This window comes from Streptomyces sp. NPDC041713 (assembly GCF_055591085.1).
In genome coordinates, this window is the sequence record NZ_JBVIZY010000016.1 from 43,180 (window position 1) to 67,811 (window position 24,632).

At 71.0% G+C, this 24,632-nt stretch carries 27 protein-coding genes; 17 read left to right on the forward strand and 10 right to left on the reverse strand.

What is annotated here, in order from left to right; genetic code table 11:
• Nucleotide 1 precedes the first annotated feature (1 nt).
• Nucleotides 2-775, forward strand: coding sequence for an ABC transporter ATP-binding protein (locus ACZ6CV_RS33160; RefSeq protein WP_469255059.1), 774 nt, complete (start codon nt 2-4; stop codon nt 773-775).
• Between the two features lie 57 nt (nt 776-832).
• Nucleotides 833-1,837 (forward strand): ABC transporter substrate-binding protein, encoded by a 1,005-nt coding sequence (locus tag ACZ6CV_RS33165; RefSeq protein WP_469255061.1) that lies wholly within the window; start codon nt 833-835, stop codon nt 1,835-1,837.
• A gap of 7 nt (nt 1,838-1,844) precedes the next feature.
• Here the strand turns inward: ACZ6CV_RS33165 and ACZ6CV_RS33170 are convergent, their stop codons facing one another.
• Nucleotides 1,845-2,741 carry an SMP-30/gluconolactonase/LRE family protein gene (locus ACZ6CV_RS33170; RefSeq protein WP_469255063.1) on the reverse strand — a complete coding sequence of 299 codons (897 nt, stop codon included), beginning with the start codon at nt 2,739-2,741 and terminating at the stop codon, nt 1,845-1,847.
• A 44-nt stretch (nt 2,742-2,785) separates the two neighbouring features.
• Complete coding sequence (locus ACZ6CV_RS33175; RefSeq protein WP_469255065.1) at nt 2,786-3,553, reverse strand: IclR family transcriptional regulator; 768 nt, start codon at nt 3,551-3,553, stop codon at nt 2,786-2,788.
• Nucleotides 3,554-3,752: 199 nt separating this feature from the next.
• On the opposite strand from ACZ6CV_RS33175, the gene ACZ6CV_RS33180 reads away from it, so the two are divergent.
• The 7 genes from ACZ6CV_RS33180 to ACZ6CV_RS33210 all read left to right on the forward strand — a co-directional run bounded on the left by ACZ6CV_RS33180 (nt 3,753) and on the right by ACZ6CV_RS33210 (nt 11,694).
• The gene (locus tag ACZ6CV_RS33180) at nt 3,753-4,919 is read left to right on the forward strand and encodes a mandelate racemase/muconate lactonizing enzyme family protein (RefSeq protein WP_469255067.1); all 1,167 of its coding nucleotides are present in this window, start codon (nt 3,753-3,755) and stop codon (nt 4,917-4,919) included.
• A gap of 11 nt (nt 4,920-4,930) precedes the next feature.
• Nucleotides 4,931-5,944 (forward strand): zinc-dependent alcohol dehydrogenase, encoded by a 1,014-nt coding sequence (locus tag ACZ6CV_RS33185; protein ID WP_469255069.1) that lies wholly within the window; start codon nt 4,931-4,933, stop codon nt 5,942-5,944.
• Between the two features lie 111 nt (nt 5,945-6,055).
• Complete coding sequence (locus ACZ6CV_RS33190) at nt 6,056-7,024, forward strand: hypothetical protein (RefSeq protein WP_469255071.1); 969 nt, start codon at nt 6,056-6,058, stop codon at nt 7,022-7,024.
• A 2-nt stretch (nt 7,025-7,026) separates the two neighbouring features.
• The gene (chvE, locus tag ACZ6CV_RS33195) at nt 7,027-8,184 is read left to right on the forward strand and encodes a multiple monosaccharide ABC transporter substrate-binding protein (protein WP_469255072.1); all 1,158 of its coding nucleotides are present in this window, start codon (nt 7,027-7,029) and stop codon (nt 8,182-8,184) included.
• 35 nt (nt 8,185-8,219) lie between these two features.
• Nucleotides 8,220-9,764, forward strand: coding sequence for a multiple monosaccharide ABC transporter ATP-binding protein (gene mmsA, locus ACZ6CV_RS33200; protein WP_469255073.1), 1,545 nt, complete (start codon nt 8,220-8,222; stop codon nt 9,762-9,764).
• Between the two features lie 8 nt (nt 9,765-9,772).
• Nucleotides 9,773-11,005 (forward strand): multiple monosaccharide ABC transporter permease, encoded by a 1,233-nt coding sequence (mmsB, locus tag ACZ6CV_RS33205; RefSeq protein ID WP_469255075.1) that lies wholly within the window; start codon nt 9,773-9,775, stop codon nt 11,003-11,005.
• Nucleotides 11,006-11,136: 131 nt separating this feature from the next.
• Entirely contained in the window at nt 11,137-11,694 is a 558-nt protein-coding gene (locus tag ACZ6CV_RS33210; protein WP_469255077.1) for a hypothetical protein, read from the forward strand.
• Here ACZ6CV_RS33210 and ACZ6CV_RS33215 read toward each other — a convergent pair.
• Nucleotides 11,691-12,584 (reverse strand): NADP-dependent oxidoreductase, encoded by an 894-nt coding sequence (locus tag ACZ6CV_RS33215; protein ID WP_469255078.1) that lies wholly within the window; start codon nt 12,582-12,584, stop codon nt 11,691-11,693. The two genes, ACZ6CV_RS33210 and ACZ6CV_RS33215, sit on opposite strands and share 4 nt — an antisense overlap.
• Nucleotides 12,585-12,654: 70 nt before the next feature.
• Between ACZ6CV_RS33215 and ACZ6CV_RS33220 the strand changes: the two genes are divergently transcribed.
• Nucleotides 12,655-13,251: a TetR/AcrR family transcriptional regulator gene (locus ACZ6CV_RS33220; RefSeq protein WP_469255080.1), complete on the forward strand. Its 597-nt coding sequence runs from the start codon at nt 12,655-12,657 to the stop codon at nt 13,249-13,251.
• 89 nt (nt 13,252-13,340) lie between these two features.
• Here the strand turns inward: ACZ6CV_RS33220 and ACZ6CV_RS33225 are convergent, their stop codons facing one another.
• Nucleotides 13,341-14,207: an alpha/beta fold hydrolase gene (locus ACZ6CV_RS33225; protein ID WP_469255082.1), complete on the reverse strand. Its 867-nt coding sequence runs from the start codon at nt 14,205-14,207 to the stop codon at nt 13,341-13,343.
• A gap of 116 nt (nt 14,208-14,323) precedes the next feature.
• On the opposite strand from ACZ6CV_RS33225, the gene ACZ6CV_RS33230 reads away from it, so the two are divergent.
• Nucleotides 14,324-14,860 (forward strand): CGNR zinc finger domain-containing protein, encoded by a 537-nt coding sequence (locus ACZ6CV_RS33230; protein ID WP_469255084.1) that lies wholly within the window; start codon nt 14,324-14,326, stop codon nt 14,858-14,860.
• A gap of 65 nt (nt 14,861-14,925) precedes the next feature.
• Nucleotides 14,926-15,408 carry a hypothetical protein gene (locus ACZ6CV_RS33235; protein WP_469255086.1) on the forward strand — a complete coding sequence of 161 codons (483 nt, stop codon included), beginning with the start codon at nt 14,926-14,928 and terminating at the stop codon, nt 15,406-15,408.
• Nucleotides 15,409-15,473: 65 nt separating this feature from the next.
• Here ACZ6CV_RS33235 and ACZ6CV_RS33240 read toward each other — a convergent pair whose 3' ends face one another.
• Entirely contained in the window at nt 15,474-16,439 is a 966-nt protein-coding gene (locus tag ACZ6CV_RS33240; RefSeq protein ID WP_469255088.1) for an RNA polymerase sigma-70 factor, read from the reverse strand.
• Nucleotides 16,440-16,709: 270 nt separating this feature from the next.
• Between ACZ6CV_RS33240 and ACZ6CV_RS33245 the strand changes: the two genes are divergently transcribed.
• On the forward strand, nt 16,710-17,759 hold the full coding sequence (locus ACZ6CV_RS33245) for an NAD(P)/FAD-dependent oxidoreductase (RefSeq protein ID WP_469255090.1): 1,050 nt from the start codon (nt 16,710-16,712) through the stop codon (nt 17,757-17,759).
• Between the two features lie 79 nt (nt 17,760-17,838).
• Here the strand turns inward: ACZ6CV_RS33245 and ACZ6CV_RS33250 are convergent, their stop codons facing one another.
• Nucleotides 17,839-18,312 (reverse strand): hypothetical protein, encoded by a 474-nt coding sequence (locus tag ACZ6CV_RS33250; protein WP_469255092.1) that lies wholly within the window; start codon nt 18,310-18,312, stop codon nt 17,839-17,841.
• Nucleotides 18,313-18,487: 175 nt separating this feature from the next.
• Nucleotides 18,488-18,997, reverse strand: a complete 510-nt coding sequence (locus ACZ6CV_RS33255; RefSeq protein ID WP_469255223.1) for a CGNR zinc finger domain-containing protein — start codon at nt 18,995-18,997, stop codon at nt 18,488-18,490.
• 155 nt (nt 18,998-19,152) lie between these two features.
• Between ACZ6CV_RS33255 and ACZ6CV_RS33260 the strand changes: the two genes are divergently transcribed.
• Both ACZ6CV_RS33260 and ACZ6CV_RS33265 read left to right on the forward strand, forming a co-directional pair.
• The gene (locus tag ACZ6CV_RS33260) at nt 19,153-20,397 is read left to right on the forward strand and encodes an MFS transporter (protein WP_469255094.1); all 1,245 of its coding nucleotides are present in this window, start codon (nt 19,153-19,155) and stop codon (nt 20,395-20,397) included.
• Nucleotides 20,398-20,497: 100 nt separating this feature from the next.
• Nucleotides 20,498-21,046, forward strand: a complete 549-nt coding sequence (locus ACZ6CV_RS33265; RefSeq protein WP_469255096.1) for a GNAT family N-acetyltransferase — start codon at nt 20,498-20,500, stop codon at nt 21,044-21,046.
• Nucleotides 21,047-21,069: 23 nt separating this feature from the next.
• Here ACZ6CV_RS33265 and ACZ6CV_RS33270 read toward each other — a convergent pair whose 3' ends face one another.
• Both ACZ6CV_RS33270 and ACZ6CV_RS33275 read right to left on the reverse strand, forming a co-directional pair.
• Nucleotides 21,070-21,759, reverse strand: a complete 690-nt coding sequence (locus ACZ6CV_RS33270) for an HD domain-containing protein (protein ID WP_469255098.1) — start codon at nt 21,757-21,759, stop codon at nt 21,070-21,072.
• A 52-nt stretch (nt 21,760-21,811) separates the two neighbouring features.
• Nucleotides 21,812-22,399: a barstar family protein gene (locus tag ACZ6CV_RS33275; protein ID WP_469255224.1), complete on the reverse strand. Its 588-nt coding sequence runs from the start codon at nt 22,397-22,399 to the stop codon at nt 21,812-21,814.
• Between the two features lie 284 nt (nt 22,400-22,683).
• Between ACZ6CV_RS33275 and ACZ6CV_RS33280 the strand changes: the two genes are divergently transcribed.
• Together ACZ6CV_RS33280 and ACZ6CV_RS33285 are read left to right on the forward strand one after the other, a co-directional pair.
• The gene (locus ACZ6CV_RS33280) at nt 22,684-23,457 is read left to right on the forward strand and encodes a hypothetical protein (protein ID WP_469255100.1); all 774 of its coding nucleotides are present in this window, start codon (nt 22,684-22,686) and stop codon (nt 23,455-23,457) included.
• 44 nt (nt 23,458-23,501) lie between these two features.
• Nucleotides 23,502-23,600 (forward strand): hypothetical protein, encoded by a 99-nt coding sequence (locus ACZ6CV_RS33285; protein WP_469255226.1) that lies wholly within the window; start codon nt 23,502-23,504, stop codon nt 23,598-23,600.
• 172 nt (nt 23,601-23,772) lie between these two features.
• On the opposite strand, the gene ACZ6CV_RS33290 is transcribed toward ACZ6CV_RS33285, so the two are convergent.
• Entirely contained in the window at nt 23,773-24,582 is an 810-nt protein-coding gene (locus tag ACZ6CV_RS33290; protein WP_469255102.1) for a DUF4253 domain-containing protein, read from the reverse strand.
• Nucleotides 24,583-24,632: the final 50 nt, after the last annotated feature.

Consider the following 24,632-nt stretch of genomic DNA (forward strand, 5'->3'; position numbering starts at 1 on the left):
GATGGAACTGCGACTCGACGGGCTCGGTGTCGTCACCGACGGCAGGAGCCTGGTGCACGATCTGTCGCTGACCGTCGGCAGCGGCCGGGTCGTCGGCCTGGTCGGCCCGAACGGCAGCGGCAAGTCTACCGCGCTGCGCTGCGTGTACCGGGCGCTGCGTCCGACGGCGGGGACGGTCACGGTCGGCGGGGACGACCTCGCCGGGCTCACCCCGCGCCGCGGCGCCCAGCTGGTGGCCGCGATGACCCAGGACGGCGCCGTCGACCTGGACTTCACCGTGGAGGAGGTCGTCGCGCTCGGCCGGACCCCGCACCAGCGCGGCAACCAGGCCCTCGACGGGCGCGAACGGGAGCTGTGCGCACGGGCGTTGGAACGGCTCGGCATCCGCCATCTGGCCCGGCGCAGCGCCCTCACCCTCTCCGGCGGCGAGCGTCAGCGCATGCTGCTGGCCCGGGCCCTCGTCCAGGAGCCGGAGGTCCTGGTCCTCGACGAGCCGACCAACCACCTCGACGTACGCCACCAGGTGGAGGTCCTCTCCCACCTGCGCGGCGCGGGGCTCACCGTCCTCGTCGTCCTGCACGACCTGAACCTCGCGGCGGCGGCCTGCGACCGGATCGGCGTGCTCTGCCAGGGACGGCTGGTCGCCGCCGGCACTCCGGCGGAGGTCCTCACCGAGGAGCTGGTGGCCGACGTGTTCGGCGTCAAGGCCACCGTCGTGCCGCATCCGCTGACGGGCGACCCCCAACTGCTGTATTCGCTCGGCTCGTCCGTCTGACCACCTGGCCGCTCATCTGGCCGCTTGCCCTCCTTCCCGCTCATCCGAAAGGCCCCCATGTCCTACCCCAGATGCGTCGCGGCCGGATCCGCGCTCGCCCTCACCCTGCTCCTCGCCGGCTGCGGCGCCGACGTCACCCCGGACGGTGCGGCCGGCGCCTCGGACGAGGTCACCGTCAAACGCTGCGGCGAGCCGGTCCCGTACAAGGTCCCCGAACGCGCAGTCGCGTACGAGGGCGGCAGCGCGGACAAGCTGTTCAGCCTCGGTCTGACCGATCACGTCCGGGGCTATGTGATGCCGCCCGCCAACCCGCCGGTGAGCGAGTCGCCTTGGGCATCGGAGTACGCCAAGGTGGAGAAGCTCAGCGACGACCTGCTCAACAAGGAGTTGGTCGTCGAGGCCAAGGCGGACCTTGTCGTCGCGGGCTGGAACTCCGGCTTCAGCGACCAGCGCGGCATCACCCCGAAGATCCTCGACAAGCTCGGCATCCAGAGCTTCCTGCACACGGAGAGCTGCTTCAACTACCCCGGCCACCCGGAGAAGGTCACGCCGTTCAAGGCGCTCTACAGCGACCTGGAGCGGCTCGGCAAGATCTTCCGGGTGGAGAAGCGGGCCGACCGGGTCGTGGACGGCTTGAAGAAGCGGGTGGCGGCCGTGGAGGAGAAGGCGCCCAAGGGCGGCGAGCCGCTGCCGGTCTTCCTCTACGACTCGGGGACCGACCAGCCCTTCACCGCGGGCAGCCAGGTGCCGCCCAACGACATCATCAAAAGCGCAGGCGGCCGCAACATCTTCGACGGCCTCGACGAGCGCTGGACGCAGGTCGGCTGGGAGTCCGTGACCGCGGCACGGCCCGAGGTCGTCATCATCCTGGACTACGGCGACAAGCCCGCGAAGGAGAAGATCGAGTTCCTGAAGAAGTCCCCACGCACGCGGGAACTGTCCGCCGTCCGGAAGAACCACTTCTTCGTCCTCGACTACAACGAGGGCATCAGCGGGCCGCGCACCATCGACGGCCTGGAGAAGTTCGGGGCGTACCTGCGGAAGCTGGCGGAGCAGGACTGAGCTCGGCTCAGCCCGCGAACGCGACGCCCGGCAGGCCCCGGCCCGCATCCGGCACGACCAGGACGGACCCCGCCAGCGGGTGCGGCGGGGCGAGACCGGTGCGGGCCGTGGTGATGTACAGGTCGCGCAGGTCGGGGCCGCCGAAGACACAGGCCGTGGGGCGCCGCACCGGCAGCTCCACGGTCCGGTCGAGCCGTCCGTCGGGGGTGTAGCGGCGGACCGCCGCGCCGTCCCAGAGCGCGACCCACACGCAGCCGTCGGCGTCCACAGTGAGCCCGTCGGGGAAGCCGGCCCCCGGCTCTATGTGCGCGAACGGGCGCCTGTTCAGGGCCTGTTGGCCTTCGACGTCGAGTACATCGAAGACATCGAGTACGTCGATACGGCGCGTGGGGCTGTCGACGTAGTAGACGAGCCGTCCGTCGGGGCTCCAGCCGGTGCCGTTGCTGACGGCCACATCGCCGAGCAGTTCGGTGACGGTGCCGTCGGGGGCGACGCGGGTCAGGCTGCCGCCGCCCGGCCTCTCGTCGTAGCGCATCGTGCCCGCCCAGAGCGCGCCGTCGGGCGCGACGGCCGCGTCGTTGCCGCGCCGTCCGGGCACCGGGTCGCGCGCCAGCCAGGTGAAGGGGGCGCCGCCGGGACCGTACAGGCCGATGCCGTCCCGGAGGTTGACCACGAGACCGCCGCCCGCCCGCGGTTTGGCGGCGCCGACGTGCTGTTCGGTGGCCATGACCGTGCGGCGGCCGTCGGCGGGGTCGTAGGTGTGGATCCGGGAACCGAGGATGTCGACCCAGATGAGGCGGCCGGTGGCGGCGTCCCAGGTAGGGCCCTCGCCGAGGGAGGCCTCCGCGCGCACCGCCACCTCGTACGCACGCCTCGCCGCACGCGTCTTCGCCCGCCCCGGCAAGCGCGCCTTCTCCGCCCTCGCCCCACCCGCCTGCGCCCGCCCCATCACGCGCCCCGGTGACCCAGGCGGACGGACAGGTCGCCCGCGCCCTTGGCGGCCAGCTCGGCCAGTTCGCTCTCGCGCTCCTCGCTCCAGCGGATCATCGGCACGGAGATGGAGAGCGCCGCCACCACCTGCCCCGCGCTGTCGCGCACCGGCGCCGCCACACAGCTGACGTCGGGGTTGGACTCCCGGTGCTCGACGGCGACGCCCCGCTCGCGGATCCCGGCGAGCGCGGTCAGGAGCTCGTCGGGGTCGGTGATGCTGTCGGGCGTCATGGCGGTGAACTCCCGCCCCTGGAGCCGGGATTCGAGCTCCGTCGGAGGCAGTGAGGCGAGCAGCATCTTGCCGACCGAGGTGCAGTGGGCGGGCAGTCTGCGGCCCGCCGCGGAGACCATCCGCACGGCGTGCGTGGAGTCCACCTTGGCGATGTAGATGACGTCGGTGTCCTCCAGGACGGCGACGTGGACGGTCTCGTCGCAGGTCTCGGCGACCTCGCGGGCCACCTGCTGCCCTTCCGCGGCGAGGTCGAGCTGCTCGGCGTACCGGCTGCCGAGCTGGTAGGTGCGCACGCCGAGGCGGTAGCGGCCCGGCTGGTCGGGGAGCTGGACGAGATACGAGCGGGCGGCCAGAGTGGTCAGCAGTTCGTGCACGGTGGTGCGCGGCAGCTGGAGCCTGCGGGTCACCTCCGGCGCCGACAGCGTTCCGTCGCCGTCCAGGAAGAGTTCGAGTATGTCCAGCGACCTGGTCACCGCGGGCACCAGTCGTCCCATGAGTTCGGCCTCCCACCTTGGGCGTCCGAAATCTCGGTCGCCGATCGATATGACGAACACAGGGTAGGCACGGCGCAGTTGGTCGCGCAATGGCCTTCTTGACGTCCGACCCATTGACACGTTCCCGCCACCGTGAATACCGTCACGCCAACATTTCGAACGTGTGACGAAATATCGAACAAGTCGAGGGGCAACTGCCTTGCGGATCACGGGAATCAGCACACATGTGGTCGGAACGCCCTGGCGTAATCTCACCTATGTCCAGGTCCATACCGACGAGGGCCTGACCGGTGTCGGCGAGACCCGCATGCTGGGCCGCACCGACGCCCTCATCGGCTACCTCCGCGAGGCGGCGGCCCACCACATCGAGGGATCCGACCCGTTCGCGGCCGAGGATCTGGTGCGCCGGATGAAGCACGGCGACTACGGCCGGGCCGGCGAGATCGTCATGTCGGGCATCGCCGTCATCGAGATGGCCTGCTGGGACATCAAGGGCAAGGCGCTTGGCGTCCCCGTCTGGCAGCTCATGGGCGGCAAGGTCACCGACCGCGTCAAGGCGTACGCCAACGGCTGGTACACCACGGAGCGCACCCCGGAGGCGTATCACAAGGCGGCCCGGGGGGTCATGGAGCGCGGCTACCGCGCCCTGAAGATCGACCCGTTCGGGACCGGGCACCACGAGCTGGACCACGAACAGAGCCTGTACGCCGTCTCGTTGATCGAGGCGGTACGGGACGCGATCGGGCCCGACGCCGAGCTGATGCTGGAGATGCACGGCCGGTTCTCGCCCGCCACCGCGATCCGGCTCGCCCGCGACCTCGCGCCGTTCCGGCCCGCCTGGCTGGAGGAGCCGGTGCCGCCGGAGAACCTCAAGGCGCTGGAGAAGGTCGCGGCCAAGGTGGACATGCCGGTGGCGACCGGCGAACGCATCCACGACCGGATCGAGTTCCGCGAGCTCTTCGAGAGCCAGGCGGCCGACATCCTGCAGCCCGACGTCGGCCACATCGGCGGCATCTGGGAGACCCGCAAGCTGGCGGCCACGGCCGAGACCCACTACATGCTGGTGGCCCCGCACAACGTCGGCGGTTCGGTGCTGACCGCGGCCTCCCTCCAAGTCGGCTTCACCGCACCGAACTTCAAGATCCTTGAGCACTTCAACGACTTCGCGGACGCCGACATCAAGAAGGTGGTCAAGGGCGCGCCGCAGGTCGACCCGGAGACGGGCTGCTTCCACCTGTCGCACGCGCCGGGTCTCGGCGTCGAGCTCGACACCGACGCGGCGGCCGAGTTCCCGCAGCAGCAGGCCCGGTTCGACCTGTGGGCCGAGGGCTGGGAGAAGCGCGCGCCGGGCAAGGCCGCGGGGTGAGCAGCCGCGGGGTGAGCAGCCGCGCGCTCGTCGTCGACCGGCCGGGCGAGCACCGGATCGTCACCGGTGACGTCCCGGTGCCGGGGCCCGGCGAGGCCCTGGTCGAGGTCGCCGCCGCCGGGATCTGCATGAGCGACCGCGAGGTGTACGACGGACGGCGCGACAGCGCCTACGTCCGCTACCCGGCGGTCCCCGGCCACGAGTGGTCCGGGACCGTGGTGGCCGTCGGCACCGGCGCCGATCCCGCGCTCGTCGGGCGCCGCACGGTCGCCGAGGGGTTCCGGGCGTGCGGTGTCTGCGAGCGGTGCCGGTGCGGCGAGACGAGCCTGTGCACCGGCGGTTACGCCGAGACCGGGTTCACCGAGCCCGGCGCCTTCGCCGACCATCTCACGGTCCCCGTACGGCTGTTGCACCCGCTGCCCGACGACGCCGACCTGCGCGCCGCCGCGCTCCTCGAACCGTCCGCCGTGGTCGCGGCGGCCGTGCGCACCGGCAGGCCGCGGCCCGGCGAGCGTGTCGCGGTGGTCGGCGCGGGCACGCTCGGGCTGCTCGCCGTGCAGCTGCTCGCCGCCTCGAACCCGGCCGACCTGACCGTCGTCGACCCCCGTGCCGCCCGCGGCGAGCAGGCCAAGGAGTTCGGGGCGACCCGCGCCCTGTCCCCCGCCGACGCGGAGTCGGAGCACGGCTCCTTCGACCTGGTCGTGGAGACCGCGGGCGCGCCCACCACCGCGGCCGCGTCCTGTCTGCTCGCCCGCAGGGGCGGGCGGGCCGTCCTCACCGGCATGTTCGCGCCGGGCGCGGCCGGCATCGACCCGGTCCACCTCTCGCTCAGCCAGCTGGAGGTGCGGTCCGTGTTCGGGGCGCCGTCGTCGGCCTGGTCGGACGCGGTGCGGGCGTTCACGCTGGGCCTGCTCGATCCCGCGCCGCTGATCACCCACGAATTCCCGCTGGAGCGGTTCGGGGAGGCGATCGCCCTGGTGGGCGGGGGCGACCCGGCGACCGGGAAGGTGCTGCTGCGCCCCTGAGCAGGCCCGGGGGACGCCGCCCCGGAGGACGCCCCTGCTCTCGTACACCGCTGGCCACTGCGCATGCCCTCCTGTCCGAACTTCGTTCGACCCACCGAACATTGGAGTCCCGTGACCCCCTCATCGATCCCCCGGCGCCCCGGCGTCGACGCGCTCGCCCGGATCGGGCACGCCGTGCCCGCCCCCGATCCGGCCGACGCCTCCCCGCACACGTTCCCCGACGGCGGCACCTGGCGCACCGAGATCCCCTCCGTGGAGGGCCCCGAGGCGCTCGGCGTCGTCCTCAAGGAGAGCGCCCGCCTCGACGTGCCCGTCCACCGGATCAGCCAGGGCAGCGGCGTCTGGATGCTCACCGACGTGGAGATCACCGAGATGGTGGAGTCCTGCGCCGAACGCGACATCGAGCTCTGCCTGTTCACCGGCCCGCGCGGCACCTGGGACACCGGCGCCTCCACGCGCACCGACTCCGGCGGCGCGGGGCTGCGCGCCCGGGGCCACGACGCGCTCGCCGGATGCGTCGAGGACGCCGTGCGCGCCACCGGGCTCGGCGTGCGGTGTCTGCTCGTCGCGGACGAGGGCGTGCTGTGGGCCCTGCACCGGCTGCGCGCCGCCGGGGTGCTGCCCTCGTCCACCACCTTGAAGCTGTCCGCGCTGACCGGCCCGGTCAACCCCGCCTCGTTCGCGGTGTACGAGCGGCTCGGCGCCGACTCCCTCAACGTGCCGTCCGATCTGACCCCGGACCACCTCACCGAGATCCGCCGGGTCAGCCGGGCGCCCATGGACATGTACGTGGAGGCGCCCGACGACCTCGGTGGCTATGTACGGATGTACGAGGTCGCCGAGCTGATCCGGCGCGGCGCTCCCCTGTACGTGAAGTTCGGCCTCTCCAAGTCCCCCGGCATCTACCCGTACGGCGCCCATCTGCGCGAGCACGCCCTGGCGACCGCCCGCGAGCGGGTCAGGCGCGGGCGGCTCGCCCTCGATCTGCTCGCCCGGCACGGCGCGGACGGCGGCATGTCCCCGCTCGGTTCGCGGCTCCCCGGCGAGCTGTGCCGCTTCCCCGTCCCGGAAGGGGACTGACCATGCGCACCCGCCCCCGCCCCCTCACTCGCCCCCGCTCCGGCACCGGCGCCGGCACCCGCACGCTCGGTGTCGCCCTGACCGCCGCGCTGCTCACCGTCTCGCTCGCCGCCTGCGGCCAGGAGGCCAAGGGCGGCAGCCGCTACCAGCCGGACACCGGCAAGGGCGGCACGATCGGTCTGGCCATGCCCACCAAGGCCTCGGAGCGCTGGATAGCCGACGGCGAGAACATGGCGAAGCAGTTCCAGAAGGCCGGTTACCGGACCGACCTCCAGTACGGCGACGACAAGGTGGAGAACCAGGTCGCCCAGTTGGAGAACATGATCACCAAGGGGCGCCGGCTCCTCGTGGTGGCCGCGATCGACGGTTCCGCGCTCACCGAGGTGCTGCGGCAGGCGCACGACGCCGGGATCCCCGTGATCTCGTACGACCGGCTCATCCTCGGCACGAAGAACGTCGACTACTACGCGTCCTTCGACAACGAGCGCGTCGGCGAGCAGCAGGGCCGCTACATCGTCGACAAGCTCAAGCTGGGCAAGCCCGACGCGGACTCCGACGACTCCTACAGCATCGAGTTGTTCGCGGGCTCGCCGGACGACAACAACACCAAGTACTTCTGGAACGGCGCCCTGAAGGTGCTCCAGCCGTATCTGAAGTCCGGGCAGCTCGTCGTGCGCAGCAAGCAGACGCGGATGAACCAGGCCACCACGCTGCGCTGGGACGGCGGCACCGCGCAGAAGCGCATGGACGACCTGATCAGCAAGAGCTACGGCGACCGTCGGGTCGACGCGGTCCTCTCGCCCTACGACGGTATCTCGATCGGCGTCATCTCCGCGCTGAAGAGCGCCGGTTACGGGACGAAGAGCCAGCCGCTGCCGGTCATCACCGGGCAGGACGCGGAGCTCGCGTCGGTGAAGTCGATCATCCGGGGCGAGCAGACGCAGACCGTCTTCAAGGACACCCGCAAGTTGGCCGCGCAGACGGTGCAGATGGGCGACGCGATGCTGACCGGCAAGAAGGTGGAGGTCAACAACACCAAGGACTACGACAACGGCACGAAGACGGTGCCGGCCTTCCTCCTCAAGCCGGTCAGCATCGACAGGAAGAACACCCGGCTCCTCGTCGACGAGGGGTACTTCACGGCGGGGCAGCTCAAGTGAGCGGGGGTGAGCGGGAGTCCGGGCCGCTGCTCGAGATGCGTGGGATCACGAAGACGTTTCCCGGTGTCAAGGCGCTCTCCGACGTCCATCTGAGCGTGCGCCCCGGTGAGATCCACGCGATCTGCGGCGAGAACGGCGCGGGCAAGTCGACGCTGATGAAGGTCCTCAGCGGGGTGCACGAGCACGGCAGTTACGTCGGAGAGATCCTCTTCGACGGCGAGCGGATGGCCTTCAAGGACATCCGGGCCAGTGAGAAGCACGGCATCGTGATCATCCATCAGGAGCTGGCGCTCGTACCGTACTTGTCGATCGCGGAGAACATCTTCCTCGGCAACGAACAGTCCACGCGCGGCTTCATCGACTGGAACGACACGCTGCGCCGGGCGAGCGCCCTGCTGAAGCGGGTGGGCCTGCACGAGAAGCCGCAGACGCCGGTCTCCGACATCGGGGTGGGCAAGCAGCAACTGGTGGAGATCGCCAAGGCCCTGTCGAAGGAGGTCCGGCTGCTCATCCTGGACGAGCCGACGGCCGCTCTCAACGACGAGGACAGCGCGAAACTCCTCGACCTGATCGTGGAGCTGCGCGGTCAGGGCATCGCCTGCATCATCATCTCGCACAAGCTGGGCGAGATCCGGCAGATCACGGACGCGGTGACGATCCTCCGGGACGGTCGGACCATCGAGACCCTGACGGTACGTCAGGAGCCGGGCGCAGCCGCGGACTTGTCCGAGGACCGCATCATCCGGGGCATGGTCGGCCGCGACCTCGATCACCGCTTCCCCGACCGCACCCCGTACGAGGGCGCGGACGCGGGCGAGCTCGCGCTGGCGGTCGAGGGCTGGACGGTGCGGCACCCGGTCGACCACCAGCGCACCGTCGTCGACGACGTCTCGCTGACCGTGCGGCGCGGCGAGATCGTCGGCATCGCCGGGCTGATGGGCGCGGGCCGCACCGAACTCGCCATGTCCGTGTTCGGCCGGTCGTACGGGCAGTACGTCGCCGGGGACGTCGCGGTGAACGGCAGGCCGGTGGTCACGAAGACGGTGCCCGCCGCCGTCGACGCGGGCATCGCGTACGTCACCGAGGACCGCAAGCGGTACGGCCTGAACCTCATCGACAACATCAACCGGAACGTCTCGCTGGCCTCGCTGCCCGGCATGCGGCGGCGCGGCGTCGTCGACGAGCACCACGAGCGCCGGGTCTCCGAGCGCTACCGGAAGTCGATGAACATCAAGGCTCCCACGGTCTTCGAGCAGGTGGGCCGGCTCTCCGGCGGCAACCAGCAGAAGGTCGTCCTGAGCAAGTGGATCCACGCCGACCCCGAGGTCCTGATCCTCGACGAGCCGACGCGCGGCATCGACGTGGGCGCCAAGTACGAGATCTACACCGTCATCGACAGGCTGGCGGCGCAGGGCAAGGCGGTCCTGTTCATCTCCTCCGAGCTGCCCGAGCTGCTCGGGATGTGCGACCGGATCTACACGATGGCCGAGGGCCGCCTGACCGGTGAGGTCACGCGCGCGGAGGCCACCCAGGAAGTTCTGATGCGCCACATGACCCAGACCAGAAGCACCGGGAGCTGAGGCCCGCCATGACCACCACGACCACTCCCCCGCGGGACCCGTCCGCCGCGCCCGCGCCCGCCGCCCCGTCGGCCGGCGCGCTGCTGATCCAGAGCATGCGCTCCAACATGCGCCAGTACGGCATGCTCATCGCGCTCGCCTTCATCGTCGTGCTGTTCCAGATCTGGACCGACGGCACGCTGCTGCTGCCGAACAACGTCTCCAACCTGATCCAGCAGAACGGCTACATCCTCATCCTGGCCATCGGCATGATGATCGTCATCATCGCGGGCCACATCGACCTGTCCGTCGGCTCGCTGGTCGCCTTCGTCGGCGCCATGTCGGCGGTGATGATGGTCAAACACGACATGCCGTGGGTGCTCGCGCTCGTCCTCTCGCTCCTGATCGGTGCGGTCGCGGGCGCGTGGCAGGGCTTCTTCATCGCGTACGTCGGCATCCCGTCGTTCATCGTGACGCTGGCCGGCATGCTGCTCTTCCGGGGCCTCACCCAGATCGTCCTGGAGGGCCAGTCGCTCGCCCCCTTCCCCGAGGGCTTCCAGAACATCGCCAAGGGCTTCATCCCGGAGATGGGCCCGTACACGCAGTACCACAATCCCACGCTCGTCCTCGGCCTCGCCACCGTCGCCTTCTTGCTGTTCCGTGAATGGCGGGACCGCAAGCGGCAGTCGGCGTTCGACCTGGAGGTGCTGCCGGCCGGGCTGTGGGCGGCGAAGTGTGTGGCGATGACGGCCGCGGTGGTCGCCTTCACGCTGACGCTCGCGAGTTTCCACGGCGTCCCGGTCGTCATGCTGATCATGTGCGGGCTGCTCATCGGCCTGGGCTATGTGATGCGCAACGCCGTGGTCGGGCGGCACGTGTACGCGCTCGGCGGCAACAAGGCCGCCGCGATGCTCTCGGGCGTCAAGGACAAGCGGGTCACCTTCCTGGTCTTCGTCAACATGGGTGTCCTCGCGGCGCTCGCGGGCTGTGTGTACGCGGCCCGGCTCAACGCGGGCACCCCGCAGGCGGGCCTGAACTTCGAACTGGAGGCCATCGCGGCGTCGTTCATCGGCGGCGCGTCGATGAGCGGCGGCGTCGGCACGGTGATGGGCGCGGTCATCGGCGGCCTGGTCCTCGGTGTCCTCAACAACGGCATGTCGCTGGTCGGCATCGGCACGGACTACCAGCAGGTCATCAAGGGGCTGGTGCTGCTCGCGGCGGTCGGCTTCGACGTCTGGAACAAGCGGAAGGTCGGGCGGTAGGCGCGTCCGTGCGTCCGCCATGACGTCGGCGGTGTCGACGCTCGCCCGGCGGGCCGCGGGCACCGCTCCCTGGCCCACCGGGACTCGTAGGACCGGGACTCGGTGGGACGGGACTCAGTAGGCTGGTGTGCGTGGATGTGGTGGGGTGTCTTGGGTGTGACCTGCTGAGCGGGCGCCGGGAGTTGCCCGGGGGCGTCCTGCACGAGACCGCCTCCTGGGCGGTGAACCACGTCGTCGGCCCGCTGAATCCCGGCACCTTGGTCGTCGCGCCGCGAGCGCACGTCGTGGCCGTTGCCGAGCTCGACGACGCGGCCGCCGCGGAGCTCGGCCCGTTGTTGCGCGACACCGCGCGCGTCGTGGAGACGTTGTGCCGGCCCGAACAGACCTACGTCTGCACGTGGTCGCACGGCCGCGACGCGCGCAAGCACCTGCACGTCGTCGTCCAGCCGGTGACCGCCGAGGTGCGGGCCCGCTACGGGGGTCTGCGCTCCGAGCAGTTGCAGGCCCGGATGATGGCGGACGGCGAAGCGCCGGACAGCACGGAGGTCGAGCGGTTCTGCGCGCGGGCCCGTGAGCTGTTTCGGACCGTCGCGGGCGGCGAGGGCGGCGGGGGCGAAGGGCACCTGCCCCCGTCGGGAGCCGGCTCCGGCGACGGCTCCTGCGACGGCGGCTCCGGCGACGGCGGCTAGACGACGATCACCCGCCGCCCCCGCGTATGCCCGGCCTGGCTGTCGACGTGCGCCGCCGCGGCCTCCGCCAGCTGGTACGACTTCTCGACCGGGATGTGCAGCTCACCCTTCGAGATGAGGTCGACCGCCTCGGCGAGCGCGTCCGGCACGCTGCCCGCCGCGCCGGAGAACCGCACGCCGAACTCCGGCGCGCCGAGGTCGGCGATGGACACCACCTTCCGCGGGTCCCCGGTCAGTTCGACGAGCTCGCTGATCACGCCAGAGCCCGCCAGGTCGAGCGCCCCATCGACGGGGCCGAACTCCCGTACCCGCTCGACCCAGCCCGCGCCGTACGTCGTGGCGAGCGCGCCCAGGCTCCTCAGGTAGTCCTGGTTGGCGGCGCCCGCCGTGCCGATGACGTTGATGCCCCGGTGCCGGGCCACCTGCAGCACCGCCGAGCCGACTCCCCCGGACGCGCCGCTGACCAGCAACGTCTGCCCGGGGCGCACCCCGACCTCACGGATGACGCGCAGCGCGGTCTCCACCACCGAGGGGTACCCGGCCGCCTCTTCGAACGACAGCCCCGCGGGCATCCGGGCCCAGGCCGACAGCACGGCGAACTCGGCGTAGGTGCTCTCCCCTTCGCCGAACACGCGGTCGCCGACCTCGACCCCGTCGACCCCGTCACCCACCTCGTCCACCACCCCGGCGGCGTCGAGGCCGACCCCGGCCGGGAGGCGGGTCGGGTGGGCCGACAGGACCTGGCCCTCGCGGACCCGCCAGTCGACGGGATTGACTCCCGCCGCCCGTACGGCGATGCGTATGCGGCCGGGGCCCGCGTGGGGCTCCTCGGCGTCGATGAGGTGCAGGACGTCAGGACCGCCGAACTCGGCGAAGCTCACTTTCTTCATGCCGCCGAACGTAACACTAACGGTTAGCTTTTTGTAGTTGTTACGTCTTTGCATCTGTTAGCATCCGGGAATGACCGTGCAGCAGTCCGGGCGCCGCGAGCGCAAGAAGGCCGCGACCCGCCAGAAGATCGCCGACACCGCCCTGCGGCTCTTCTTGGAGCGCGGCTACGACGAGGTGGGCATCCGCGACGTAGCCGCCGAGGCCGACGTGGCCGTCACCACCGTCTTCTCCCACTTCGCCGCGAAGGAGGCCCTGGTCTTCGAGCAGGACCAGGACTTCGAGCGGCGCCTCGCGCAGGCGGTCACCGAGCGCGCGCCGGACGAGCCGCTCGTCCCCGCGCTGCGCCGCGAGATCCAGGCCCTCGTGCGGCACTGCACGGCGGACGGCGCGGCTCCGCTCTGGCGGATGATCGACGCGTCCCCCGCGCTGCGGGAGTACGAGGCGTCGATGCGGCTGCGCCACGCGGAGTCCGTCGCCGCGGCCGTCGCCGCCGACCCGAACCTGCCGCGCGGCGTGACGCCCACGGCCTGCCGGACCCTCGCCCGGTTCGCGATCGACGCGTTCTCGCTGGCCCGCGAGTCGGCGGATCCGGACGCGGCGGTGGACGAGATCTTCCGGATGATCGAGGCGGCGTGGGAGGCGGCCGCTGCCGCACGGGCCGAGTGATTCCGCCTCGCGGGGTCGCGTGAGGCTCGGCGACCGCGTGTCCCTGCGCCTCCCCGGGTCACGCCCCGCCGGGGGTCCGTCCGCCAGGGTTACGCCTGCCGGGTCAGGAACCCGCGTACGTACCCGGCCACCGTGTCGAGATGGCTCTCGAGCAGGAAGTGCCCGCCGCCGGGGACCAGGTGGATCTCCGCGTCCGGCAGATCCCTGGCGAAGGCGCGCGCGCCGTCCGGGCCGAAGATCTCGTCGCCCGCACCCCACACCGCGAGCAACGGCACCTGGCTGTCGCGGAAGTAGGCGTGCACCTGGGGGTAGAGGGGCGGGTTGGTGGCGTAGTCGCGGAACAGGGCGAGCTGGACGAGGTCGACGCCCGGCCGGTTGACGTCGCGGTGGTCCGCGGCCCAGGTGTCGGGGTCGACCAACTCCGGCCGCTCCACGCCGTGCAGGTACTGCCAGCGGATGGCGTCGAGCGAGAGCGCGGCCCGGACGGCGGGCTCGGTCCGGGGACCGGGATCCTCGCCGTACTCCCACACGGGCTTCCAGAACTCCGGTACGAAGCCGTCCTCGTAGGCGTTGCCGTTCTGCGTGATCACCGCGGTGATCGCGTCCGGGGCACGCAGCGCGAGCCGCCAGCCGATGGGGGCGCCGTAGTCCTGGACGTACACGGCGTAGCGGTTGACGCCGAGTTGGGCCAGGAGCCCCTCGGTGATGTCGGTGAGGGCGTCGAAGGTGTACGTGAACTCGCCTGCGGGCGGCGCGTCGGAGTTGCCGAAGCCGAGGTGGTCGGGGGCGATGACGTGGAACCGGTCGGCCAGCGCGGGAATCAGCCGGCGGAACATGCGCGAGCTGGTGGGGAACCCGTGCAGGAGCACGAGCGCGGGCGCCGCACGATCACCCGCCTCGCGGTAGAAGACGCGGTGACCGCGCACGGTGGTGCTGCGATGAAGGATCTCAACCATGACTAACCCCTTTGCGGCGTGATGGCGGTTACTCCTGCCTCCAGTAGACCCCTCTCTGAGCTAACCTGTCAATTGACGCAATGGGGTTACGTGCGGGGATGGGAAAGGTGAGGGATGTGCTGGACGACCAAGCCCTGATGGAGGCGTTGAACAGCACGCCCGTGGTGGACGGCCGACGCCAGGACCGCTGGCAGGACGACCGTGAGCTGGGCGGATGGGCGAGGGGCCACGGCGGGCTCGGCGACGACGCGGAGGAGCGCCGGTGGCTGCGGGCGGCGCGGGACGCGCTCCAGGCGACGGAGTGGGGTACGGGTGACGCGGAGGCGGAGGGAGGCCTGCGGCGCGTGCTGGCGGGCGTCCGCAAGGTGCCGAGGCCCTGCGCCACGTCCGCCGCGTCCGCCACGGGCATCGAGTGGCACCTGGAGGCACCGCGGGAACGCAGGCTCGCCGTGGAACTCGTCCTGGCGTGGGCGGACGTCAAAGAGCGCATGCCGGGCCGGCTACGACCGTGCGGCAACCCCGAGTGCCGCCTGTTCCTCCTGGACCGAAGCCGCGCCAACACCGCCCGGTGGTGCTCCATGAAGACCTGCGGCAACCGCCTGAAGGCCCGCAGACACCAGGCCCGGGTGCGGGGGGCGTCGGGGGCCGAGTAGCGCCCCGGGGGGGCGGCGTGCATCGGACGGCGACGTCCCGGTGGAGCGCAGGGCACCATGGCGTGATGCCTGACCTGCTGTGGAACGACGTCAAGGACTTCTTCGACCCCGAACTGATGGGAACGCTGCCGGACGTACACGTCCCGAACGCCTCGGTGGAGGACTGGCAGTCGGTGCTTGATCTGGTGCAGTCGCGCGGGTGGTCGTACGAGTACTCGGAGGACGGTGTCGCGGTCCGGCTGCCGCGGGCCGCGGACATGCTGGCACGCAGCGAGGACGCCCACTCGTTGCTGCGGGTCTGGCCGACCCCCGGTTTTCTGGTGATCTTCCGGGCGTACGGGGCCGGGCAGATCGACTTCGACACGGACCTCCGGGAGCTGCGGGGCCAGGGTGGCGTAGACGCGCTGTGTAGTCTGCTGCGGGCGATCGGGCGCCGGTTGGGCAAGCCGGTGTTGATGACCCCGGAGTCGGATCCGCGTCACCCCGTTCTGGGCTTCGATGTGGCGGCCGACCGAGTGGTACTGCTGGCAGAGCCGCAGCCAAGGTGACCGCTCTCGGAGCGCTTGGGCGGTACGGAACTTCCAGGGTGGTGGGGGCTGTTGGCGCTGCGGGCTCAGCGGCTGATTGCGGTCTGCCGTTCCGCGCGGGTCAGCTTCTCCGGGTTGCGTATGCCGTACAGCCCCGTGATCAGGCCGTCGTCGATCTGGATCGCCACCACCGCGTCGATCTTTCCGTCGACCCGGACGAGCAGTCCCTGCGCGCCGTTGACCTGCGCCGGCTCCACCGTCGTCGCGGGGCCGCGCCTCCAGCGGCCGCCGGCCAGCAGGCGCATCAGCCGGGCCGCACCCACCACCGGTCGCAGCAGGGCGTGCCGGACGCCGCCGCCGTCGCTCAGGGCGACGACGTCCGGGGCGAGGACGTCGAAGAGGCTCTGCAACTCGCCGGTCTCGACCGCCCGTTGAAAGGCCTGGAGCGCGGCCCGGCGCTGTGCCGCGGAGACGGTGCCGCGCGGGCGGCGCGGGCGGCGCGCCGCGACGTGGGCCCGGGCCCGGTAAGCGGTCTGCCGCACCGCGGTCTCCGTCTTGCCGACGGCCTCGGCGATCTCCCCGTAGTCCAGGGCGAACACCTCGCGCAGCACGAACACCGCCCGTTCGGTCGGCGCGAGCGTCTCCAGGACCAGCAGCATCGCCATCGAGACGCTCTCGGCCAGCTCGACGTCCTCGGCGACGTCGGGCGTGGTCAGCAGCGGCTCGGGCAGCCATGGGCCGACGTAGGACTCCTTGCGCCGGCCGAGCGTGCGCAGCCGGTCCAGGGACAGCCGCGTGACGATCCGTACCAGGTACGCGCGGTGCTGCCGCACGGCGCCGAGTTCGACGCCCGCCCACCGCAGCCAGGCCTCCTGCAGGACGTCCTCGGCGTCGGCGGCCGAGCCGAGCATCTCGTAGGCGACGGTGAACAGCAGGCTGCGGTGGGCGACGAAGATCTGTGTGGCGGGGCCCGCGGAGTCGGCGGGTACCTCCGGGCAGGCACGGCCGCCCGACTCGGCCGCGTCCTCAAGTCGCTTGCTGGCTGCGCTCATTCCCGTCTCCCACCCTTTCGCCGCCGGGCTGCTCCGGGCTACTCCCGGCCCGCTCTCTGCACGGGACGCCGGCCCCCGCCCGTTCATAACAGCCGCGACAGATGACCTACGTCACAGCTTTGCACCGTCGCGGCGTCGTGGTGTCGTGCTGGCGCGGCGTCCGTAAATTCCGTTGTGTCGTCGCGACCTCTGCCTGAACTGTTGCCCCATCACCCCAAGACCTGTCGACCTGCCGACATGCCGAACCGCCGAACCGCCGAGGAGGACCTCTTGTCAGCCCTTGTCATCGGCGCAGGAATCGTCGGCTCCTCCGTGGCCTACCACCTGGCCCGTAGGGGCGTCCCGGTCACGCTCCTGGAGCAAGGCCCCGCACCGGCCGCCGGCGTCACAGGAGACTCCTTCGCCTGGATCGGCGACTCCAAGGCCGACTGGCCCGGCGGAGCGCGGGACCTACGCGAGTACGTCTTGGCGGACCACCACCGCCTGGAAGCCGAACTCCCGCACACCACTCTCCGCCGCACCGGATCGCTGTCCTGGACCGGCACACCGGCAGAGGACGCACGGCCCGCGCTCGAACTCGGGCCCGGCCAATTCCGCATCGGCCGAAGCGAGATCGCGGGGCTGGAGCCCAACCTCCGACACCCGCCCGAGCAGGCCATCCACGCCCCGAGCGACGCGGGCGTCGACCCAATTGCCCTGACCCGTGCGCTCGTTGCAGCCGCCGTGGCCCACGGGGCGAGGGTGCTGTACGACACGTCGGTCACCTCCGTGCAGGTGACCAAGGGGCGCATCAAGGGAGTACTGACCCCGGCCGGGCCCCACACCGCCTCCACCGTGGTGCTGACGGCCGGCACCGGCGTCCCCCAACTCTGTGAGCCACTCTCACTCCACCTGGACATGGCCGCCTCCCCCGCCACGCTCGCGCGCATCACAGCGCCACCCGGGCTGGTCAAGGCCATCGTCGCAAGGCCCGACTTCGAGGCCCGAGAAGTTCGAGAAGGTGAACTCCTGCTGGTCGTGCCGCACGTCGAGGGTTCAGCCGCACTCGCTCGTTCCGCTCAACTCGCCTTCCAGCGCCTGAAGCTGGCCTTCCGAGGAAGCGACCAGTGCCGCCTGCTGGGCTACCGCACGGGCAGACGCCCCATGCCCGCGCACGGACCCGTCATCGGATACGCGACACGCGATCGATCCGTCTACGTCGCCGTCATGCACTCCGCCATCTGCCTGGCACCCACCGTCGGCCGCCTCATCGCGGACGAACTCGTGACCGACAGACCAGTCCCCGAACTACAGCGCTGCCGCCCGCGCGTGGCCCGGTAGCCGAACGTCACTGCCGCACCTACGTGAGCAGCGCCGACATCGGCGATCAGGCTCCCGCCCATGATCAGCGATCGCGGATTCACCTGCTCGTGCTGCGAAGCCAGCCCTCCGTATCGCGCTGACGGCCGAGTCCGATCGCGGAGAACTCGTCGACGTGATCACCCTTCGCGGCCCCGAGCCGGCGCAACGCCTGAGAGATCGGAGTGCCACTCGTCGGCGACGGCTCCCCTTCGGCGAGACACAATGGACCAAGGACTGTCTCCCCGGCGTCCCAGACCTGCGCGGTCTGGGCCCCTGCCCCGCCGAAGTACTCGGCCTCGACATAGGCCACCGGCCCCGTCTCCGAGCACGCGGTCAGCAGACGCTCAAAACCTGCCGGCACCTTTCCGTCGAGTTCGGGTGATCCGGCGCTCGCCGCCGTGGCGGACAGCACGCCGGTCACCGGCAAGAGCCAGAGGTGTTGACCGAGAGGAACGATGCGTGCCGCGTTGATGGAGTCAGCCAACTCCCGGAGCACGGATTCGGTGGCGATGGCCGCCTGCAGGCAGTACATCCGCTCATTCTCACGTGGCCGCCGACAGGCGGTGCCGTTTCCCATGGCCCGTGTGCGGTCATCGTCCTTGCCGGGGCGCCGAGTTGCCCCCCGTACGACGCCGTTCATCGTGCAGGACGACCGGTCCTGACGCAGTACGGGTACGGGTACAGGTATGGGTACGGAACTGGGTGCCCTACCTCGTATCGCTCGGCGCCTCCGTGGCGCGCGCGTGTCGATGGGCTGCGACGCGTTCGCGGGTGGCGCAGCGGCGGGAGCAGTAGCGGCGTTCCGGGCCGCTGCCTTGGGTGATGAAGACGTTCTGACAGCTGGTTGACGCGCAGATGCTGCCGGGCGGGCGTTGGCGGTCCCAGAGGAGGACGGTCAGGGCCATGCAGGAGGAAGCGAGGAGCCACTCGTCCCACGGGGCTTCGTCGTCGTGGTCGAGGTGGGGGTGCCAGGGGCTGTCGCCGCCGTGCGAGGTCAGCCGCAGCGGCCCGGTGTGGTCCTTGAGGAGGCCGTTGAGGACGGCTGCGGCGTCGTCCACGTGCTCGGCCGCGAAGACCTGCCGCAGCAGGGCGGCGGCTTCACGCATCGCGGTGACGTCCCCCACCGTGAGGTCGATGGGGTCGGCCTCGCCGTGTGCGCGGAGCACCTCGGCCACGGCGCTCGGTTCGGGGTGCTCGTCGGCAAGGACGTTGAGCATGTCGGCGGTGCGCCGTGCCGTCGTCAGCACGGAGTGCCGGGTGGACCAGTCGTCGCCGGTGCGGGACGTACGCGGGAAGGACTCGCGGGGGAAGGACACCTGCGGAATGTAACGCACCTTGCCACTTTTTGAGTTACCTCCGTAACGTCCCGTCGATGACAAAGCGTTACGCACTCCGCTTCTATCTCGCCGGAGCAGTGGCAGCTCGTGCGGGCGACGAGATGTCGGGGCCGGCGCTGATGCTGGCGGCATTCGCTCTGACCGGGTCGACCGTCGAGGCGTCGTCGCTGCTCGCGGGCATCACCATCTCGGCCGCGGTGGGCGGCCCTGTGCTCGGAGCGCTCCTTGACAGGGCTCGACGGCCGGGGCGCCTGCTGTCCGTGGCCCTCGTCCTGTACGCGGCGGGGCTCGGGGTGATCCTCGTGGGACTGGACCGGCTGCCGTTCGGCGTCACCCTCTCGATCACCGTGGTGGCGGGCCTGCTCGGGCCCGCCCTGTCGGGCGGATGGACGGCCCAACTGCCGCGTGTTGTACGGGGGGACCGCTTGCCCCGGGCGAACGCGCTCGATGCCATGACGTTCGGCGTCGCCGGTCTGGCGGGTCCGGCTCTCGCCGGCGGTGTGGCGGAGACGCTGGGGGCTCCGACGGCCGTGGTGCTCTCCGCGGCGCTCATCGGCTTGGCGCTGCCCGCCGCCTGGATGCTGCCCGCCCGTCCCTGCGGGGTGCGGGGCGCTCGGCCGACCTCGGTGGCCGGCGATCTCGCCGCCGGCCTGCGGGTCCTCGTCTACCGACCGGCGCTGGCCAGAGCGACCCTCACCTCGGTTCTCTCCTGTGTGGGCCAGGGCGTACTCATGGCCTGCGTTCCGCTGCTCGGCGAGCGCGTCCTCGGCGGAGCGGGCCGCGGCGCGCTGCTGCTCTCCTGTACGGCGGTCTCCGCTCTGCTGGCCAACGCCGTACTCGCGCGGTTTCCCCGTCTGATCGCCCCCGACACGGTCATCTGGGCCGCCGCTCTCGTCCAGGCCGCCGCGTCAGCCTTGGCCGCATGGGCCTCGTGGGTCGAATGGGCCGGATGGGGTCCGCCGACCGTGCTCATCATGGCCGTACTCATCGCCGGGATCGGGGAGGGCCCCCAACTGACCGCGTTGTTCGCGGTCCGCCATCGCGAAGCCCCTGAACGCCTGCGCGGCCAGATCTTCACCACCGGCGCCAGCTTGAAGATCACGGGGTTCGCGCTGGGAGCGGCGGTCGCCGGACCGGTCGCGACGTGGTCCCTTCGAGGCGCGTTGGTGTCGGCGGCGGGTGTGGCGGTCGTCGCAGCACTGAGCTACTTCGCCGTGCCGTCGGCGGCGGCAGCGGCGGCGGCGGCCGATCCGTCCGGGGAGCGTGCGATGGCGGGGTGATGGCGCGCACCTTCATCGTGGCTGCGTGAAGCGGTGGCGGGGCGGCGGCTGTTGCCGAAACCCACGCGACAGGCGACACCTGTCGAGGAAGACTCGCGTCGTGCGCGATCGTGTGGATACCTCCTCAGGCCTGGTGCTGCGACCATGGCAGATCGAAGACGCCCGGACGGTGATGACCGCGTTCGCGGATCCACTCATGCGCGGCCAGTCCGTCGAACCGGTCGATACCGTCCAGGACGCCCAGCGGTGGATAGCGGCTCGTGGCGAGCAGTGGGCGGCGGCCTCCGCGTATTCCTTCGCCGTCGTCGATGGCAGCAGCGGTCTCGTTCTCGGCCACGTACGGATCGGCCCGGTAGATCGGCGTCACTCCACGGGATGGGTGTCGTACTGGACGACGGCGACGGCCCGTGGCCGGGGCGTGGCCTCCCGTGCCTGCCATGCCGTGGCCCGCTGGGCTTTCGACGATGCGGAACTCTTCCGGCTGGAGCTTGGGCACCGCGTGAACAATCCCGCCTCGTGCCGGGTGGCTCGTGGCGCCGGTTTCGCGGTGGAAGGGCGGCAACGACAGAAGCTGGAGTACGACGGTGTCCGCTTCGACGTGGAACTCCACGCCCGGCTGGCGACAGACCCTGAGCCCACGTCGTTGTGAGGCCACGTGGTTGTCAGATCAGGTCACTCCGTGCGGGGCTCCGCGCTCCTCGCCCACCCTCGTGCCTCGCCCTCGTCGATGAGGCGTTGCCCTGCCTCCCACAAAGAGGACGACGCGTCCCCGATCACCGCCTTGCGGGCGCGGACGTCGTCGGCGGTGACGCCCGGGGTACGCCACGTCCCCCCGCGTGCCATCCAGTTGAGAAGGAGTGGCTGGAGCCGGTCCATGGCCTTGGCGAACCTGGCTTCGGGCGTGCGGCGTTCCTCGAATTCGTCCCAGAGCGCCCGCATGCGCCGTGCCTGGTCCGACGGGAGCAAGGCGAAGAGTTCATCGGCCGCGGCGACTTCCCGCTCCCGCTGGTCGGTACCCGCGGCGGTGTCGTACAACGGGGTGTCCCCGGCGTAGATCTCCACGAGGTCGTGCAGCAGGACGAGCTGAATGGTGTGGCCTACGTCGATGGGCTGGTCGGAATGTTCGGCGAGGACCGTGACCATCATCGCCAGGTGCCATGAGTGCTCCGCGTCGTTCTCGCGGCGGTCCGTCGCGGCGAGGGGCGACTGACGGAGGATGGTCTTCAGCTGGTCCACCTCCACGAGGAAGGTGAGTTGGGCGCGCAGCCTCTCGTCGAGGTCGTCGGGGAAGGGCGTCTTCTCGACGAGTGGGCTCCGGCGTTCGTGGCTGATGCCTTCATGGCTGATTCGGTCGTGGCTCATGCGTTCATCGTGGCATCCGTGGGCCTCGGCCCAGCCCGTACTCGGAGCGGGGTCAAGGGGCGGAGGCGGGGTCCCCGTCGGGCGGCCACTCGGTGTCGGTCAAAGCAACGAGCAGGCGGCCGTCCGAGAGCGCCACCACCACGTCCGCGCCGCGGGCCACCGTCTCGGTGAACGCGGCGGGTTCGGTGTGGTCCAGGAGGAAGACGAAGTGCTGGGCCATACGCGGCCGCCACTCGTCGAGCTCGCCGTCGGCATCCAGGCGGAGGTTGGAGTGCCAGGCCGCCTGGGCGAGAACCGATACGAACAGCCCGAGGAAGTCCGACTCCAGCAGGTCGTCCGCGTGCTCGACCAGAATCGCGAGGTCCTGGTTCCCGTGGCCGGGACCGTGCCAGTCGTGGAGGCAGTCCACGAGCGCGTCCCAGTTGTGGCCGAAACAGCCGGGGAAGGACAGCTCCCGGGCGAAGGTACGGAAGAGGGACGCCGGATCCGTCATTTTCCGGCCGTCGAGCCGCAGGACCAGGCCGTTCCGCCGCAGGAGCGCGGCCGTCTCCGACGCCGGCCAGGGGTCGGCCGCGGAGGTGAACACGACCCACGGAGGGCGGCGTTCCGTCAGGGTCGGCATGGTCGGCATGGTCGGCATGGTCGTCACGGGCGGGATCCTCGCACGGCTTCGTTCGGAGGCGGGTCAGGGGGCCGGAGGTGACGGAGTGCGAGGAGTGCCGGGCGCCCGCCTCATTCTGCGGGGCTGCACCGCGAATTGGCCGGGGGCGTGCGGGCCACGGATCGACGCTCCGGTACCGGCTCGGCACGCCGCGCACACGCCCAGTAGAGTGCCGCGCGCGTGATCTCACCCGTCACTGGAACCACATCTCACCGGCCCGCGACCTCGCGGGGCGGGGCAGGACCCGACGACAGGAGCCTTCCGTGCAGCGGAGCCGTACCCCTCGTACCCCCCGGACCACCGCCCTGACCGCGCCCGTTCTCGCCCTTGTCGCCGCGCTGGCCCTGAGCGCCTGCGGAGGGTCGGGCTCGTCCGGCGACGATTCTTCGGACGGGGACGCCAAGGGCAAGCCCGAGGCGTCCACGGCTCCCAGCCCGAAGGCGGACCCTGCAGCCGAACTGAACCAGGTCGTCCTCGGCAAGAGCGAGGTGAAGGGGTTCAAGGTCGAGAAGCCGCAGCCGGAATTCGTGTTCGCCAAGTCCAGGGACGAGATCAAGGTCGACAAGGCCGGCTGCGCGCCGCTCGCGTACGCGATGAGCCAGTTCCCGCTGGGCACGCCGCGGGCCGACCTCACGCGTGTCGCCTCCGGTCCGGATGGTCCGAGCGCGTTCACGTACGTGGCCCTTGCCTCATACCCGGCCAGCAAGGCGAAGGCCGCCCTGGCCGAGCTGTCCCGGGCCGTCGGCTCCTGCGGCGGCGGCTTCACCGCCAAGGCGGGCAAGAACACCAACCCGTACGCGTCCATCACCGCCGAGAAGGCCCCGACGCCGGCCGGCGCCGACGAGTCGGTGGCCTTCAACGCCGTGACACCGTACAAGGGCCGGAACCACACGGTCCGCACGCTTGCGGCCCGCCATGGGGACACGCTCGCGGTCTACTTCGCCGTGGACGGCACGGCGTTCGTGCAGTCGTACGCGGGCAACGCGAAGGTCGCGCAGCCGATCGTGAAGGCGCAGAGCGCGAAGCTCTCGGGGTGACGGTGAGCTCTGTTCTGCCTGACTTCCGCTATCACCCGGATCCCGTGGCCAGTGGCTCCATCCGTCAGAGCGGTGAGACTTGTGAGTGGTGCCAGCGCGCCAGGGGGTGGATCTATACGGCGCCACCTTCTACACGTCCATGAGGTACCCCCACTGGCTAGTCCACCGCCGCGACGCGGCCGCCTTCGTCGGCGAGGTCGCCTACGCCGACGCCTCATAGGGGCCGTTGAGCTCGGCGCAGCCTGCGGGAGGGGCGGCGTCCGTTCTCTCCGGCGGGATGGTCCTTGCAGGGCAGACCGCTCCGGCCCGGGATGCTCAATCCCACCAGAATTCCCAGCAGTTGAGGTCGACGAGGTCTTCCGCGTAAGAGGACAGGTCCCGGTGTGCGCCCTGCCAGATGTTGTCCGGGCAGAAGGCGAAGTGCTCCGCGGCGACGGCCAAGGCCTCCTTGGTGCATGTGGGCGGAGAGGCGACGCTGAGGTGGAGGGTGCTGCATCCGAGGCCGACAACGCGTGCGCCGAAGCGGGCTTCCCAGTCGCGGACGACGGCAGCGAAGGTCGCGGTGTCGTTGTCGTAATTGGCGGGACCCAACCAGCCTGTCCTGACGAGCGCGTCGGAGCCGCGCGGTGCTGCGACAAGTCCGAGTCGCGCGTGCGGGTTTCGGGCCAGGAAGGCTTGCGCGTACTGCTCGGCGATCTCCTCGTGGTACGGCGAGGGCGTCGGCGTGGGGGCGAGGCCGGGCCAGGTGAGGCCGAAGGGGGCGGTGACGGCCAGGCGTTCGGCGACGGTGAGCTGGTCGTCGTCCTCGTCCGTGGCGGTGTAGCTCCGCCACCAACGGGCTAGAAGCGCCTCGGGGTTGTGCTCTGCGGGCGATGACATGCGCTCGGGCCACAGTTCACCGCAATCCCAGGGGACGGAGCCCGCGTCATGCGGGTCCAGGACGTCGAGCAGGAGCGGCCAGAGCCCCGAGACGGCATGCGCGGCACGCAGCCTCGGCCACAACTCGGCTGTGGCCGGCGCATCGCTCAGCCACAACACCTCCGCGCCGCCGTCGCCTTCATCCGAGGTGACCACGCGGCCGGGCGGCTGGAGTACGTCAGGGGGCAGATCGGATCCAAGGTGCATGAGCGGATGCTAAGTCCCGGGTCTGACAGCGGAGATGGCGTACGGGCCCT